The organism is Methylobacterium sp. Leaf456 (genome assembly GCF_001425465.1).
Classification (GTDB): Bacteria; Pseudomonadota; Alphaproteobacteria; order Rhizobiales; family Beijerinckiaceae; genus Methylobacterium.
On the sequence record NZ_LMQV01000001.1, the window covers coordinates 314,456 to 329,109 of the forward strand.

General features: G+C 70.6%; 14 protein-coding genes. 4 read left to right on the forward strand and 10 right to left on the reverse strand.

Features of this window, described 5'->3' with window-relative positions; genetic code table 11:
* Window positions 1–118 precede the first annotated feature (118 nt).
* Window positions 119–1,093, reverse strand: coding sequence for an L-histidine N(alpha)-methyltransferase (gene egtD / locus ASG52_RS01400; protein ID WP_056237965.1), 975 nt, complete (start codon window positions 1,091–1,093; stop codon window positions 119–121).
* 50 nt (window positions 1,094–1,143) lie between these two features.
* Window positions 1,144–2,406 (reverse strand): ergothioneine biosynthesis protein EgtB, encoded by a 1,263-nt coding sequence (egtB, locus tag ASG52_RS01405; RefSeq protein ID WP_056237967.1) that lies wholly within the window; start codon window positions 2,404–2,406, stop codon window positions 1,144–1,146.
* 203 nt (window positions 2,407–2,609) lie between these two features.
* Here egtB and murI point away from each other — a divergent pair, with 203 nt between their 5' ends.
* Together murI and ASG52_RS01415 are read left to right on the forward strand one after the other, a co-directional pair.
* Window positions 2,610–3,491: a glutamate racemase gene (gene murI, locus ASG52_RS01410; protein ID WP_056238377.1), complete on the forward strand. Its 882-nt coding sequence runs from the start codon at window positions 2,610–2,612 to the stop codon at window positions 3,489–3,491.
* Window positions 3,492–3,571: 80 nt separating this feature from the next.
* On the forward strand, window positions 3,572–4,342 hold the full coding sequence (locus tag ASG52_RS01415) for a DUF6065 family protein (protein ID WP_056237970.1): 771 nt from the start codon (window positions 3,572–3,574) through the stop codon (window positions 4,340–4,342).
* A 7-nt stretch (window positions 4,343–4,349) separates the two neighbouring features.
* Here the strand turns inward: ASG52_RS01415 and ASG52_RS01420 are convergent, their stop codons facing one another.
* The 3 genes from ASG52_RS01420 to ASG52_RS01430 all read right to left on the reverse strand — a co-directional run bounded on the left by ASG52_RS01420 (window position 4,350) and on the right by ASG52_RS01430 (window position 6,269).
* Entirely contained in the window at window positions 4,350–4,694 is a 345-nt protein-coding gene (locus tag ASG52_RS01420; protein ID WP_056237974.1) for a diacylglycerol kinase, read from the reverse strand.
* Entirely contained in the window at window positions 4,691–5,752 is a 1,062-nt protein-coding gene (locus tag ASG52_RS01425) for an AbrB family transcriptional regulator (protein WP_056237978.1), read from the reverse strand. The genes ASG52_RS01420 and ASG52_RS01425 overlap by 4 nt, the downstream gene beginning before the upstream one ends.
* A 73-nt stretch (window positions 5,753–5,825) precedes the next feature.
* On the reverse strand, window positions 5,826–6,269 hold the full coding sequence (locus ASG52_RS01430) for a PACE efflux transporter (protein WP_056237980.1): 444 nt from the start codon (window positions 6,267–6,269) through the stop codon (window positions 5,826–5,828).
* A 91-nt stretch (window positions 6,270–6,360) separates the two neighbouring features.
* Between ASG52_RS01430 and ASG52_RS01435 the strand changes: the two genes are divergently transcribed.
* Complete coding sequence (locus ASG52_RS01435) at window positions 6,361–7,245, forward strand: LysR family transcriptional regulator (RefSeq protein WP_056237984.1); 885 nt, start codon at window positions 6,361–6,363, stop codon at window positions 7,243–7,245.
* Window positions 7,246–7,254: 9 nt separating this feature from the next.
* On the opposite strand, the gene ASG52_RS01440 is transcribed toward ASG52_RS01435, so the two are convergent.
* The gene (locus tag ASG52_RS01440; RefSeq protein WP_056237987.1) at window positions 7,255–8,205 is read right to left on the reverse strand and encodes a LysR substrate-binding domain-containing protein; all 951 of its coding nucleotides are present in this window, start codon (window positions 8,203–8,205) and stop codon (window positions 7,255–7,257) included.
* A gap of 145 nt (window positions 8,206–8,350) precedes the next feature.
* Between ASG52_RS01440 and ASG52_RS01445 the strand changes: the two genes are divergently transcribed.
* The gene (locus ASG52_RS01445) at window positions 8,351–9,940 is read left to right on the forward strand and encodes a catalase (RefSeq protein WP_056237990.1); all 1,590 of its coding nucleotides are present in this window, start codon (window positions 8,351–8,353) and stop codon (window positions 9,938–9,940) included.
* Between the two features lie 137 nt (window positions 9,941–10,077).
* Here the strand turns inward: ASG52_RS01445 and ASG52_RS01450 are convergent, their stop codons facing one another.
* The 4 genes from ASG52_RS01450 to ybeY form a co-directional block, all read right to left on the reverse strand.
* Complete coding sequence (locus tag ASG52_RS01450; protein WP_056237992.1) at window positions 10,078–10,809, reverse strand: BA14K family protein; 732 nt, start codon at window positions 10,807–10,809, stop codon at window positions 10,078–10,080.
* A 172-nt stretch (window positions 10,810–10,981) separates the two neighbouring features.
* Window positions 10,982–12,670, reverse strand: coding sequence for an apolipoprotein N-acyltransferase (lnt, locus tag ASG52_RS01455; RefSeq protein ID WP_056237996.1), 1,689 nt, complete (start codon window positions 12,668–12,670; stop codon window positions 10,982–10,984).
* Between the two features lie 22 nt (window positions 12,671–12,692).
* Complete coding sequence (locus tag ASG52_RS01460; protein WP_056237998.1) at window positions 12,693–13,841, reverse strand: hemolysin family protein; 1,149 nt, start codon at window positions 13,839–13,841, stop codon at window positions 12,693–12,695.
* A 45-nt stretch (window positions 13,842–13,886) separates the two neighbouring features.
* Window positions 13,887–14,372 (reverse strand): rRNA maturation RNase YbeY, encoded by a 486-nt coding sequence (gene ybeY, locus ASG52_RS01465; RefSeq protein WP_056238380.1) that lies wholly within the window; start codon window positions 14,370–14,372, stop codon window positions 13,887–13,889.
* Window positions 14,373–14,654 lie beyond the last annotated feature (282 nt).

The following is a 14,654-nucleotide window of genomic DNA, read 5'->3' on the forward strand; positions in this document are numbered from 1 at the left end:
TGAGAAGCCGCCCGCTTCCCGAGGAAGCGTTGCCGTTAACCATGATCCCGGTTCGTTGCCGGCCGATGCCGTCGTGCGCCCCGATTGTTACGTCGCCCCGACGGCGACGTAACGAACCTTAACTGCGGCGCAGGGCGTGGACCGAGAACAGCCCGTCGGCATCGGTCCAGGCCTCCAGCACCGACCAGCCGGCCCGCGTGGCGAGCGCCCGGAAGCTGGCAATCGTATACTTGCAGCTGTTCTCGGTGTGGATCGATTCGCCCTCGGCAAAGGCGAAGGCGCGGCCTGCGACGTGGATCGTCTGCGCCACGCGGCTGACGAGATGCATCTCGATGCGCGATTCCGCTTCGTTGAACACGGCGCGGTGATGGAAGCTGTCGAGATCGATGTCGCCGTGGAGTTCGCGGTTGATCCGGTGCAGCAGGTTGAGGTTGAACGCCGCGGTGACGCCGGCCGCGTCGTCGTAGGCGGCCTCCAGCACGTCGCGGTCCTTCACCAGATCGACGCCAACGATGAGCGTTGCCCCCTCCCCCAGGATGCGGCCGAAGCCGTCGAGGAGCCGGGCGGCTTCCGCCGGCTCGAAATTGCCGATGGTCGAACCGGGGAAGAAGCCGGCGAGCGGCCGGCCGGACAGGCGCGGCGGCAGGGCGAAGGGCCGGGTGAAGTCGGCGGCCACCGGCTCGATGGGGAGATCGGGGAAGTCGGCCCGCAGCACCTCGGCCTGCTCGTGCAGAAACTCGGCGGAAACATCGACCGGCACGTAGGCCGACAGACCGGGCAGGTGGCGCAGCAGGCGCCGCAGCTTCACCGTGGAGCCGCTGCCGAACTCGACGAGCGCCGCCCCTTCCGGCAGATGCGCCGCGATCTCGGGGCCGCGCTCGTCGAGGATGCGCAGTTCCGTGCGGGTCGGGTAGTATTCCGGCAGGACCGTGATCTGCTCGAACAGAGCGGAGCCGGCGGCATCGTAGAAGTACTTGGCCGGGAGGGTTTTTCGGGCCGCGCCCAGCCCGGCCCATACGTCGGTCAGGAAAAGGCCGTTCTCGGGAAGCGGCGACGCCGGAGCGTCGGCGCTCAAGCGGGGATCGATCGTCACGGTGACTCTCCGTCTGAGCGGCGTGAGGGCGGAAGGGAAAGGCCCGAGCGTCAGGCGAGCGCGTCCGCGAGCCTCAGGCCCGTGAACTGCCAACGCTGATGGGGGTAGAAGAAGTTGCGGTAGCCGATCCGCGCATGGCCCTCGGATGTCGCCACCGAGGAGCCCCGCAGCACGTACTGCCCCGACATGAACTTGCCGTTGTACTCGCCGAGCGCGCCGGAGACCGGGCGGTAGCCCGGATAGGGGCCGTAGGCGCTCCGCGTCCATTGCCAGACGAGGCCGAAGGCGTCGTCGATCAGGCCCTCGCGCGCGGCGACCTCCCACTCGGCCTCCGTCGGCAGGTCGCGCCCGGCCCAGCGGGCATAGGCGTCGGCCTCGAAGTAGCTGACATGGCGCACCGCCTCGTCCGGATCGACGGGTTTGCGCCCGGCGAGCGTCATGATCGACCAGCCCTCGGGCTCGCGGCGCCAGTAGCCCGGCGCCTCCCAGCCCTCCCGTTGCACGCAGAGCCAGCCGTCGTTGAGCCAGAGTTCGGGCCGCCCGTAGCCGCCGTCCTCGATGAAGCCGAGCCAGTCGCGGTTGGTGACGAGATTGCGGTCGATCGTGCCGCCGAGGATCAGCGTCTCGTGGCGCGGGCTCTCGTTGTCGAAGGCGAAGCCGGTGCCGTCGTGGCCGATCCGGGCAATGCCCTTTTCCAGGGCAGATGTGCCCGAAGATGCCCGCGGTTTGGGCGTTGCCCAGGCCCCGTCCACGGTCGGATCGAGCGGATTCTGCGTGAAGGCGTGCAGGATGTCGGTGTGCATCAATTCCTGATGCTGCTGCTCATGATAAAGCCCGATCTCCAGCACCGGCAGGATTTTTTCGAGCGCCTCGTCGGAGGCCTCGCGCAGCATCACGGTGACGGCGCGATCGACGTGCGCCCGGTAGCCCGCGGTCTCTTCCACCGTCGGCCTCGTGATCATGCCGCGCAGGAAGCGTGGCTGCCGGGGCCCAGCCTGCACGTAGTAGGAATTGAACAGGTAGTGCAGGCGCTCGTCGTAAGCGCGGTAGCCGGGCAGGTGCTCGGCCAGCAGGAACTGCTCGTAGAACCATGTCGTGTGGGCGCGGTGCCACTTGGTCGGGCTCGCATCCTCCATCGACTGGATCTGCTGGTCCTCCGGCGAGAGCGGGGCGGCGCGCCGCTCGGTCTCGTCGCGCACGGTGCGGAAGGCGGCGATCCAGGCGTCGCGGTCCGCGGGGCGGGCGTCGAGCGGCGGCGGCGGGAACGCAGGCCCTTGCGGCCCGGAGTGAGGAAGTGCTGCGCTGGCGGCCATGCGGAAAATCTCCTTCCCCGTTGGACGACGCAGATAGATGTCGTTTGCTACAGGGCAACGCGCCAGCGTGGCTGTCCGTTCGTCGCACCCTACTCTGAGGAGGGAGAAGCGCAGCCTTTTTGCAGCCGCAGAGAGATGTCCTTAACCGTCGCGCCCGGAGACTACCGCTTCCCATTCGCCGCGAGCGGGCCCGGGTGACGGTCATGCGGATCGATCTGATGGCAGGGGCGACCAATCTCGCGACACTTCCCGGGCTGCGCGGCGCGCGCCAGCCTCAGCCGGTGATCCTCGTGTTCGATTCCGGTCTCGGCGGGCTCACCGTGCTGGAGCAGGTGCGCCGCGCCCGACCCGATGCGGCCTACGTCTACGCCGCCGACGACGCGGCCTTTCCCTATGGGCGCCTCTCCGAGCCGCAGCTCGTCGCCCGCGTGCTCGCCGTGATGGAGCGGCTGATCGCGCTCCATAGCCCCGATCTCGTGGTGATCGCCTGCAACACCGCCTCGACGGTGGTGCTGCCCGCGCTGCGCCAGCGCTTCGTCACGCCCTTCGTCGGCGTGGTGCCGCCGATCAAGCCGGCCGCCGCGCTCACCCGCTCGGGGCTGGTGTCGCTGCTGGCCACCCCCGGCACGGTGGCCCGCGCCTATACCCGCGACCTCGTCAAGAATTATGCCGCCACCTGCGCGGTGAGCCTCGTCGGCTCGGTCAACCTCGCTCGCTACGCCGAGGCAGAGATGGCCGGCGCGCCGGTCCCGGACGCCGCCATCCTCGCCGAGATCGCCCCCTGCTTCGACGAGCGCGAGGACGGGCGGCGTACCGACGTGGTGTGCCTGTCCTGCACCCATTATCCGCTGCTGCTCGCCCGCTTCGAGCGCCTCGCTCCCTGGCCGGTGACGTGGATCGACCCGGCCCCGGCCATCGCCCGCCGGGTGGTGCAGCTGCTCGGCGAGGCCGGTCCGGCGGAAGCGTCGGAGGGGCTCGCGGTCTTCACCGGCGGCACCGGGCTCAACCCGGCGCTCGCCCGCGCGCTGACCGGGCGGGGCTTGGCCGAGACAACCGTCGAGGCGATGCCGCTGGCGGCGGATTGAGGTCTACGGCGCCCTTCCTTCCGCCGCGCTTTGCTGCGAAGGGCGGCGTTCAGAAGCCCGACACGCCCGCGAGCAGACCCATGGATTCCGCAGCCGATCCGAGCGGCGGCCCGGCCCGCGCCCCCCGGTTCGACATCTACCGGGTGTCCGAGCATGCCCTCGACATCGTCCCCGGGCGCGCGGGGCGCGACTGGATGGAGGCGACGCCGCAAGGCTATGCCAAGCGCTGCCTGCCGATGGTCGTGGCCAACGCCTCGGGCTGGGACATCCTCTCGCCCTGCACCTTCGAGGCGACCTGGGACGGCACGCCCCGCCGGGACGGCCTCACCGTGCGGGGGCTGGACGATTTTCCCCACCTGAGCCGGATCGTGGCGCCGGATTTCGGGCAGGGCACGCTCACGTTCCGGATCGGCCTGCTGTTCCGCACCGATCCCGGATGGGGCACGTGGCTGCGCGGCCCGCCGAACGTCTGCCCGGACGGCCTCCATCCGCTGGAAGGCCTCATCGAGTCGGACTGGCTGCCCTTCACCGCGACCATGAACTGGCGCTTCACCCGGCCCGGAAGCGTCACCTTCGCCAAGGGCGATCCGATCGGCTTCGTCGTCCCGATCCCGCATCTGCTGCTCGATGCGATCCAGCCGACGATCCGCCCGCTCGACGACGACCCCGAACTCAAGGCGCAATACGAGGCGTGGCAGGCGGATCGTGTGGCGGTCAAGGCGGCGTTCAACGAGACCAAGCCCGGCGAGAAGCTGCCCTGGCCGCTGCACTACGTCCGCGGCGCGATGCAAGACGGCACGCGCGCGCCGGAATCCCACCTAACCAAGCGCAGGCTGAAGGCGCCGCGTTGAGACGGGTTCAGAACCGGTCGATGACGGCCGCCGCCCAGACCAGGGCGGCAATCGCCTGCGTCAGGAACGCACCGGCGGAGGCAAGGTCCTTGACGATGCCGATGCGGGCGTGCCGGCCCGGATGGAGGTGGTCGCACAGCTTCTCGATGGCCGTGTTCAGGAACTCGGCGCCGAGCATCAGCAGCAGGCTCGCCAAGAGCGCAACCCGGACCCAGAGCGAGCCGCCGAGCACCAGCGCGACGGGCACGCCGAGCGCCAGCAGCACCAGCTCCAGCCGGATCGCCCGCTCGGTGCGGGCGCCGTGGACGATCCCGCGCCAGGAATTCAGGAAGGCGAGCCAGAGCGCCGTCATCTGCCCTCCTCCGGCGCCGCGCGGGCGATCCAGCGGGCGAGGATCGGCCCGGTCAGCAGCACCACGAACAGCCGCAGCGTCTGCACGGCGAGCACGAACGGCACGTCCACCTTCGAGCCGACCGCGATGATCGCCACCGAATCGAGCCCGCCGGGACTCGTGGCGAGGAAGGCAGTGAGGTAGTCGATGGCGAGCCACCCGGTCAGGCCCCAGGCCCAGAGCGCGCAGATCAGGACCATCGCCAGCGTCGCCGCGAGCACGCTCGGCAGCGCGTGCAGCACCGTGCGCACGGTTTGCCGAGTGAAGCGCAGGCCGACATACCAGCCGATGCCGGCATAGGCGGCCGCCAGCAGCGGCTCGGGCAAGGCGAGGTCGGCGAGCCCCGCGGCGTGGAGCCCGGCGCCGAGCAGCATCGGCCCGATCAGCGCCGCCGAGGGCAGGCGCAGCCACGTCGCGACGCTCGCCCCTACCCCGGCGATGGCCAGCGTCGCGGCGACCGAGAGCGGCGCGGGCGACGCTCGGTCGGTGGCGGCATCGAGCGCCGCCCCATCCGCCAGGAGCCGCGCGGCGACCGAGGCGGAGACGACGACGATCGCGACGCGCACGTATTGCATGAAGGCGACGAGCCTCGCGTCCGAGCCGTGATCCTCCGCCATCGCCACCATGGCGGCGGCCCCGCCCGGCGACGAGCCCCAGGCGGCGGTGGTGCCCGGCAGCACCTGGAAGCGGGTGAGCACGACGCCGACGCCGGCCGCGACCGCCACCGTCACGAGGACGACGGCGAGGATGACGAGGCCGTCGTCGTGCAGCGTCCTGGCGATCTCGCCGGTGGCCGAATGGGCGACGAGGCAGCCGACGATCGCCTGCGCCGCCAGGAACCCGAGCCGCGGCACCCGGATCGGCGCGCCGCGCACGCCGAACCCGATCGCGACCAGCATCGGCCCGAGCAGGAAGGCGGCGGGAAAGCCGGCAAGGCTCAGGCCTAAGCCGAGCAGGCCGGAGGCCGCGACGAGCGCCGCCCAGCCGAGAAGTTGCGGTCTGTCGATCAAGGGGGGGATGTACGGCGGCGGAAGAGACGAGCCCGGCGCTACACCGGTTCGCCTCCCCTGTCACGAAGCGCCCGGACCGCCCTCAGCGGGCCGGCTGCGCCGCGGCGTCGCCCCAGTTCTTCAGCGGAAACACCCGGTCGTAGGCGAGATTGAAGGTGAAGGCGTAGGCAACGTAGAAGGCCGCGATCGCCAGATCCATCACGAAGGCCTGGCGCAGGCTGATCCCGAGATACCACGCGATCGGCGGCAGCAGGATCACCAGCAGCCCCGCCTCGAACAGCAGGGCGTGCCCGACCCGCAGCCCCAGGCTTTTGCGCGTGTGGCCGACGAGGCGCTGCATCGCCCGGTCGAAGCCGAGATTGTAGACGTAGTTCCAGACTGTCGCGGCCAGCGCGCTGCCGACGCCGATCACGCCCATGTCGGAGCCGTGCAGGCCGAACAGCAGGCTGCCGAGCGGGATGATGAGCGCCAGCCCCAACAGCTCGAACAGGATGGCGTGGCGGAGTCGGTCGCGCGTGCTGCGCATGGTCTGGCCCTCGGATCGGGAGAATTTGTCCGGGGCGTTCTATCTGCGATACTCCGATCAGCAAGTTAGGACGTATCGGAAAGACAGATGGATGGCGGTCTCGCTCGACCAGCTCCAGGCCTTCGTCGCGGCGGCCGAAGCCGGCTCCTTTTCCGGCGCCGCGCGCATCTTGCGCAAGGCGCAGTCAGCGGTCAGCACGCAGGTGGCCAACTTGGAGGCCGATCTCGGGCTCGACCTGTTCAGCCGGGCCGGGCGCAACCCGGTGCTCACCGCGGCGGGGGAGCGGCTCCTGTCCGAGGCCCGTGTGGTGCTCGACCGGCGCGAGCACCTGATCGGCGTGGCGCGCAGCCTGGAGCGGCGGGTCGAGAGCCGGCTGGTGGTGGCCATCGACGAACTCTATCCCGAGCACGCGCTGGGCGCCCTGTTCGCCGACTTCGCCCGGCACTTCCCCTTCGTGGAACTCGAACTGCTGTTCCCGCTGATGGAGGACGTCAGCCGCATGGTGCAGTCGGGGGCGGCCGACCTCGGGGTGATGTGGCGCCAGGAGGTGCTGCCGACCGAACTCGGCTTCCAGACCATCGGCTGGGTGCCGCTCAAGCTCGTCTGCGGGCGCGACCATCCGCTCGCCAAGGCGCGGGTGGAGTGGGAGGAACTGAAGCGCTACCGCCAGATTCTCGTCGCCGCCCGCAGCGACGGCCCGGAAAAGCGCCGCCTGCGGGTCGCCGCCGAGGTGTGGTGGGTCGAGAGCCACTGGGTGATCCTGGAGATGGTCAAGCACGGCATCGGCTGGGCCTTCGTCACCGACCACGTCATCGCCGCCTCGCTGACCGCGCCGTACCTCGTCACCCCCGACCTCCAATTCGACCAAGGCGACTGGCCGATCGCGCTGGAACTGGTCTGGCACAAGCAGCGCCCTTGCGGCCCCGCCGCCGCGTGGCTGCGCGAGCGCTTCGCGGCGGAGCGGATCGGGGGGTGACGGGCGGCTTCAAGCGAGCGCGCTGCCCGCCAATTCCTCCCCCTCCCGAAACGCCCGCGTGCTCGCCGGCGCGTGCATCCGAAAGAACGCGGCGAGCGAGGCGAGCCCCGCCGCCCGCGGATCGCTGGAGCGCCATGCCAGCGCCACCGTGCGGCCGGGCCCCTCCCCCTCGAACGTGCGGGTGACGGTGAGCCCGCTCGGGTCGGGGCCGGCGGGGACGGCGAGCGCCGGGATCAGGGTGTAGCCCGCGCCCGCCGCCACCATCGAGCGCAGGGTCTCCAGGCTGGTGGCGTGGCGCCCGACGGCCCGCGGCGCGCCGCAGGCCGCGATGGTCTGGTCGCGCAGGCAATTGCCCTCGTCGAGGAGCAGCAGGTCCGGCCCGCCGACCGTATCGGCCCGCGGCGGCGCGCCATGCGCCAGCGGGTGGTCGGCCGGGCAGGTGAGGCGAAACGGCTCGACGAAGAGCGGCGACAGCGTCAGCCCCGATGCCGCCACCGGCAGCGAGAGGAGCGCCGCATCGACGCGCCCGTCGCGCAAGCCGTCGAGGATCTCGGCGGTGCGGGCCTCGGAGAGCGCCAGCGTCAGCAGCGGGAATTCCTGGCGCAGGAGCCGCAGGATCAGCGGGAAATAGTAGGGCCCGAGCGTCTGAATCGCCGCGAGCACGAGCCGCCCGGTCAGCGGCGAGCCGCGGCCCTCGACGGCGAGTGCCAGCAGGCGCTGCGCCTCGGCCAGGACCACGCGGGCCTGCCGCACGATGGCCTGCCCTCCCAGGGTCAGGAGCACGCCGCGGTTGGACCTTTCGAACAAGGCCAGCCCCAGCGTGTTCTCCAGTTTGCGCACCTGCACCGAGAGCGTCGGCTGGCTGACGTTGCAGCGCTCGGCCGCGCGGCCGAAATGGCCCTCGTCGGCCAAAGCCACGACGTATTCGAGGTCACGGAGCGAGAGGCCGGAGAGATTCATAGGCTGCATCTATCACGGTCTTTGTGACGATGCATTTGCCAATGGGTCATTCGCAGGTCATACCGCCAACCCAGAACGGTTCCAGGCTTTCGCCGACCCCGCGGGGTCGGCCGCCACCCCGTTCCACCCGAGGAGAGAGTACCGCATGAGCGAGAACCGCCCGATTCTGACGACCCGCCAGGGCCATCCGGTCCGCGACAACCAGAGCACGCGCACGGTCGGCGAGCGGGGCCCGGCGACCCTCGAAAACTACCAGTTCATCGAGAAGATCACCCATTTCGACCGCGAGCGGATTCCCGAGCGCGTGGTCCACGCCCGCGGCGCCGGGGCGCATGGCTATTTCGAGGCCTACGGCAAGATCGGCAACGAGCCGGCTTCCACCTACACCCGCGCCCGCGTGCTGAACGAGACCGGCGTGAAGACCCCGGTTTTCGTGCGCTTCTCCACCGTCGCCGGTGCCAAGGAGAGCCCTGAGACCGAGCGTGACCCGCGCGGCTTCGCGGTGAAGTTCAAGACCGTCGAGGGCAACTGGGACCTCGTGGGCAACAACCTCAAGGTCTTCTTCATCCGCGACGCGATCAAGTTCCCCGACATGATCCACGCGTTCAAGCCGGACCCGGTGACGAACCGCCAGGAGGCGTGGCGCTTCTTCGACTTCGTGGCGCAGCACCCCGAGTCGATCCACATGGTGACGCACCTGAAGTCGCCCTGGGGCATCCCGGCCAACTACCGCGAGATGGAAGGCTCGGGCGTCAACACCTACAAGCTCGTCAACGACCAGGGCGAGGCCGTGCTGTGCAAGTTCCACTTCGAGCCCAAGCTCGGCGTGCGCAACCTGACCTCGGCCCAGGCCTCCGAGATCCAGGCCAAGGATGTCGGCCACGCCACGCGCGACCTCTACGACAACATCAAGGCGGGCAACTTCCCCGAGTGGGAGTTCTGCGTGCAGATCATGCCGGACGGCCCGAACGACCACCTGTCGTTCGATCCGCTCGACGACACCAAGCTGTGGCCGGTCGAGGACTTCCCCCTCCTGCCCGTCGGCCGGATGGTGCTCGACCGCGTTCCGGACAACTTCTTCGCTGAGGTCGAGCAGTCGGCGTTCGGCACCGGCGTTCTGGTCGACGGCGTCGATTTCTCCGACGACAAGATGCTCCAGGGGCGCACGCTGTCCTACTCGGACACGCAGCGCTACCGCGTCGGCGCCAACTACCTTCAGCTGCCGATCAACGCGCCGCAGCCCGGCGTGAAGGTCTACTCAAACCAGCGCGACGGCCAGATGGCCTATGCGGTGGACGGCACCGGCCCGAACAAGCACATCAACTACGAGCCCTCGACGCTCGCAGAGGGTCTGCGTGAGGCGCCCAAGCCCGCGAAGGACTATCACCAGCCGGTCGAGGGGCGTCTGGGTCGCTACCAGACCTCGCGCACCGAGGACGACTACACCCAGGCCGGCGTGCGCTACCGCTCGTTCCAGGATTGGGAGCGCGACGACCTGATTGCCAACCTCGTGGGCGACATGAAGCAGTGCCCGGAAGCCATCCAGCTTCGGATGGTCTGGCACTTCTGGCACGCCGACGAGGATTACGGCCGCCGCGTCGCGGAAGGCGCCGGGATCGATCTGGAGAAGGCAAAGGCCCTGCCGCCGCTGCCGGGTCGCGCCGCGCCGGGCAAGCGCTTGCAGGCCGAGACCTATACCGACGGCTCGCAGGCCCATAGGGTCGCCGCCGAGTAAGTCCCTTTGGGAGTTTCCCTCGGGCGGCAGGCCGCCCGAGGGACGTGACGACCAAAAGAAAACCCCGCCCGACCTCACGGTCGGGCGGGGTTTTCGGTTTGCGGAGACCGGCTTGGGCCGGCCTCCTGTCTTACCCGTTACGGGCAGGAACGGCGGACGCCGCCCTTGCCGACATAGGTGCCGCTCGCCGGGTCGTAGGTCTTGAAGCGGCGGGCGCAGTATTCGTCGTCGCGCTCAGGCGCGGCCTCGACCACCGTCTCGGTGCCGTAATAACCGGCCGGGGCGTAGCCGTTATCGTAGTAGCCGCCGTAGCCGTAGCCCGGATAGCCGTAACCGGCGCCGTAGCCGAGGGCGGCGCCCGTCGCGAGGCCGAGACCGAGGCCGAGACCCACGCCGCCGTAGCCGCGACCGCGGTTCCAGCCGCGGCCATAGCCGTAGCCGTAACCGGGGCGGTTGTAGCCGTAGCCGGTGCCGTATCCGGGCCGGCCGCCGACGCCGTATCCGGCTCCGTAGCCGCGACCCGCGCCGATGCCGTTGCCGGGAATGCCCAGCGCGCCGCCCTGGCCGAGGCCGATGCCGACACGGCCCGGCCCGCCGACGTTGCGCGCGAAGCCCTGATTGCCCTGGAAGCCGCCGCCGCCGATCGCGCCGCCGCCGCCAATCCGGCCGCCGCCGCCGCTGAAGCCGCCACCGCCACCGCTGAAGCCGCCACCACCACCGCTGAAGCCGCCACCACCGCCACCGCCGCCGATTCCGAGGGCGCCGGCACCGCCGAGGCCGATGCCTGCACGACCCTGTGCATCCGCGCTCGCCGGCACGAAGGCCAACGCGCCGACCAGGGCCGCCGAGGCCATGAGAATGCGATTCATCGCTGTGATTCCCGTTACCGGAGGCCGCGTGGTGCGGTCCCGTGACCGGCCGCGCCTCCTATTGACGGTTGAAACGCCCGAGAGCGCGTTGGGCTCCAACGGCTTAGTGTCTCAGTCGATGGATAAGTGTTGGGATTAAATCCGGCGCTGCCGCAATTGCCGGAGGGGATCGTCAGGCGCGGCGGAAACGCCCGCCGAGCGCCGTCAACAATGCGGCGAGCCACATCAGGGCGAAGGGCAGATCGCCGAGGCTCGCGTAGAGGGTGCGGCCCGGCAGCCGCTGGGGCAGGGCCGAATCCAGCACGCCCTCGGTGCCGAGCGGCAGGCTCGCGAGGATGCGGCCGTGGCCGTCCACCACTGCCGAGATGCCCGAGTTGGCGTCGCGCACCAGCGGCAGCCCCTCCTCCACCGCCCTGAGCCGCGCCTGGGCGAAGTGCTGGCGCGGGCCCGGCGTGTCGCCGAACCACGCGTCGTTGGTGAGGTTCAGGATCAGCCCCGGCACCGCGGGCGCGGCGTCCCCCGAAGCGGGCGGCAGGATCGCGCCGGGAAAGATCGCCTCGTAGCAGATCGTCGCCGCCACCGGCGGCAGCCCCGGCACCGAGAGGATGCGCTGGCCCTCGCGGTGGCCCGGCGTGAAGCCGCCCGGCACCGCCACGAACTGGCGCAGGCCCACCGCCCGGAGGATCGCGTCGAGCGGCCCCGGCAGGTACTCGCCGAAGGGCACGAGATGGACCTTGTCGTAGACCTCGCCGATCCGCCCGCCGGGGCCGATGGTCAGGATGGAATTGTGGAACACCGCGTTCTCGCGGGTCAGCGGCTCGCGTCCCCGCGCCGCGCCGGTGACGAGCTGCTTGCCCTCGGGGAGCGCCGCGCCGATGCGCCCGAGCGCCTGCGGATCGCGCTGGATCAGAAAAGGAAAGGCCGATTCCGGCCAGATTAGGTGGGTGACGTCGGCGATGCCGGTGCGCTCCGGCGAGAGCGCCCGGTCGCTCATCTCCAGGTACTTGCCGACGATCTCGTCGCGGATGTCGGCGCGAAAGCGCGCGTCCTGCGGCACGTTGGGCTGGATCAGCCGCAGGCGCACGCCCGCCACCGTCGGATCGGGCGAGGCCGGCAGCCGCAGGGCGCCGTAGCCGGCAAGCCCCGCCAGGGCGACGAGCGCGATGAGCGAGGGCGCATAACGTCCGCGCGCGGTGGTCCCGGTGGCGAGCGTCGCAGGCGCGGCGGCGATGAGGATCGCCAGTAGAGTCAGGCCGTAGAGCCCGATCACGGAGGCCGCCTGCATCGTCCACAGGTTGGAGCCGAGCGCCATGCCCAGCGTATTCCAGGGAAACCCCGTGAACAGGTGCCCGCGCAGCCACTCGGCACCGGCGAGCCCGAATGCGAGCGCGGTGATCCGCGCGGGCCCGCACGACCACACGAGCCGCGCGGCGGCAAATCCCACGGCGAAGAACAATGCGAGCACGGCGGGCAGGCCGAGCACGCCGAGCGGCATCGCCCAGGCGAACTGGTCCGCCTCGACGAGGAAGGCGGCGCCGAGCCACCACAGGCCGGCGGTGAAGTAGCCGAAGCCCCAGGCCCAGCCGATCCCGGCGCTGGCGAGCAGCGTGCGCCGAAGCGAGCCGCCGACGGTCGCTCCATCGATCAGCCAGACCGCGACGGTGAGGGAGACGGCCAGTGCCGGAAACAGCCCGAGGGGCGGCATCGCCGCCGCTCCGAGCGCGCCCGCCCCGAAGGCCAGCGCGAACCGGCCCCAGCCGTGGCTCAGAATGACGCGGTGGGCCAACGTATCGACCAGCCCGGCCTGCGCCGCACCCGGGCGTGCGCCATCGCCGGCCACGCGGGCGGAACTCGCTCTCATGACCGGCTCGGCTCGTTTTCGATCAATGGCCGGATTCGGCGGCCTGGGGCCCGTCCGTCACCGGATTGCGCGGCGGCGGCAGGGCGAGCGGCACGACGGTGCCGATCTTGGCCGGCGCGCGCTGGAGCTTGATCCGCTTCACCCGGCGGGGATCGGCGTCGAGCACCTCGAACTCGATGTCGCCGGGGCCGGCGATCACCTCGCCGCGGGACGGCACGCGGCCGGCGAGCGTGACGATGAGGCCGCCGATCGTGTCGATCTCCTCGGCCATCTCGCCGACGGCCGCGACGAGATCGACCCCGGTGGTCTCGGCGACTTCCGCGAGGCCGGCGCGGGCATCCGCCACGAAGGCCTCCGCCTCGCCCTCCATCCGGTGGACGAGATGGCCCTCGGCCACGTCGTGCTCGTCCTCGATGTCGCCGACCACCATCTCGATCAGGTCCTCGATCGAGATCAGCCCGTCGGTGCCGCCGTACTCGTCGATGACGAGCGCCATGTGGGTGCGCGTCGCCTGCATTCGCACCAGCAGGTCGATCGCCGGCATGGAGGGCGGCACGAACAGCACCGGACGCTGGATACGGGTGGAGGCGAGCGTCGCCGAGAGATCGACCTTGCCGAGATCGAGTCCGCGCAGCGCCCGCGCGGTGGGCTGGCGCCGCGGGCGCGGGGCGGGCTTGGCCTCGGCGGCCGCGTCCGGCGCGCCGGCCGTGGCATGCGCGGCGGCCTGCGGCGAGGCCCGGCGCGGGGCGGCCTCGGCCTTGGCGGCGAGGTATTCGACGAAGTCGCGGATGTGGACCATGCCGCGGGGATCGTCGAGCGTCTCGCCGTAGACCGGCAGGCGCGAGTGGCCGGCGGTGCGGAACAGCTTGAGCAGGTCGCTCAGCGTGGTCTCGACGGCGACCGCGACGATGTCGGCGCGGGGCAGCATCACGTCGTCGACCCGCACCTTGTGCAGGCCCAGCACGTTCTTGAGCATGGCCCGTTCGAGGGGCGAGAACGCGTCCTCGCCGGTATCGGGCTCGGCCAGCGCCTCCTCGATGCCGGCGCGCAGCGAATCGCGCTGGCGCAGGTGGAAGACGCTTAGCAGACGGTCGTACCACGCCTCGCGGGGCGGTTCGGCGTCGGCGGTCGGCGCGGCAAGGGCCGCGCCGCGACTTCGGTCGTTGGTCATCGGTCTCTGGATCGGAGGGATCGGGACGGCCGGAGCGGCCGCGATTCAACCCTCGTAGGGGTCGGGGATGTCGAGGGTGCGAAGGGCGGCGACTTCGAGCGCCTCCATGGCCTCGGCTTCCGCCTCGCCGGTCTCGTGGTCCTGTCCGAGGAGGTGAAGAGTGCCATGGACCAGGAGATGGGCGAGATGATGCGCCAGCGGCTTCGACTGCTCGCCAGTCTCGCGCACGAGCGTCTCATACGCAAGGACGACGTCGCCGAGTGGGCGCGGCGCGCCGGGATGGGAGGGTTGCGCGGGCGCCGGGAAGGAGAGGACGTTGGTCGCCTTGTCCTTGCCCCGCCATGTGCGGTTCAGCACCCGCACGGACGCGTCGTCGGTGAGCAGCACGCTGACTTCGACCGGCCCGGTCGGCGAATCGGGGGCGATGGCGAGCCCGGCCTCGACGGCGCGGATCGCGAAGGCTTCGAGGTCGGGAATGGCCTCTTCCCAGCGGGAATCCTCGACGGCGACGTCGATCTCGGCTTGGCTCACGGAGGGCGGCTCGGCTTGCGGGTCGGGCGCCCCGTCTAGCATCGCCACCGCCCGTGCGCGACCGCCCACCGGAGCCTGCCTCCGGCACCGATGCGTTAGGTTTGAATTCTTCTCATTTCATAAGATAAGGCGCCTTTGTGCGCCGCAATGACTGCGCTGCACAAAGTAAAATTCTGCAATGATCGTTCAACTTCGCCGCCGAAACGGGTTTCGATCGCGCCGGGCGTTTGCGCTCCACGCTGAAGTTTGGCAATCAAGTTCCGCTCTTTCAGGGAGGGCGCC

What these genes read in the sequence shown, in the direction of transcription:
- ASG52_RS01450 (WP_056237992.1), bottom strand. Translation starts at nt 10,809, where the DNA reads ATGAATCGCATTCTCATGGCCTCGGCGGCCCTGGTCGGCGCGTTGGCC.
- ASG52_RS01430 (WP_056237980.1), bottom strand. Translation starts at nt 6,269, where the DNA reads ATGCGCAGCACGCGCGACCGACTCCGCCACGCCATCCTGTTCGAGCTG.
- lnt (WP_056237996.1), bottom strand. Translation starts at nt 12,670, where the DNA reads ATGAGAGCGAGTTCCGCCCGCGTGGCCGGCGATGGCGCACGCCCGGGT.
- ASG52_RS01445 (WP_056237990.1), top strand. Translation starts at nt 8,351, where the DNA reads ATGAGCGAGAACCGCCCGATTCTGACGACCCGCCAGGGCCATCCGGTC.
- ASG52_RS01460 (WP_056237998.1), bottom strand. Translation starts at nt 13,841, where the DNA reads ATGACCAACGACCGAAGTCGCGGCGCGGCCCTTGCCGCGCCGACCGCC.
- egtB (WP_056237967.1), bottom strand. Translation starts at nt 2,406, where the DNA reads ATGGCCGCCAGCGCAGCACTTCCTCACTCCGGGCCGCAAGGGCCTGCG.
- ASG52_RS01440 (WP_056237987.1), bottom strand. Translation starts at nt 8,205, where the DNA reads ATGAATCTCTCCGGCCTCTCGCTCCGTGACCTCGAATACGTCGTGGCT.
- murI (WP_056238377.1), top strand. Translation starts at nt 2,610, where the DNA reads ATGCGGATCGATCTGATGGCAGGGGCGACCAATCTCGCGACACTTCCC.
- ASG52_RS01435 (WP_056237984.1), top strand. Translation starts at nt 6,361, where the DNA reads ATGGCGGTCTCGCTCGACCAGCTCCAGGCCTTCGTCGCGGCGGCCGAA.
- ASG52_RS01420 (WP_056237974.1), bottom strand. Translation starts at nt 4,694, where the DNA reads ATGACGGCGCTCTGGCTCGCCTTCCTGAATTCCTGGCGCGGGATCGTC.
- ASG52_RS01415 (WP_056237970.1), top strand. Translation starts at nt 3,572, where the DNA reads ATGGATTCCGCAGCCGATCCGAGCGGCGGCCCGGCCCGCGCCCCCCGG.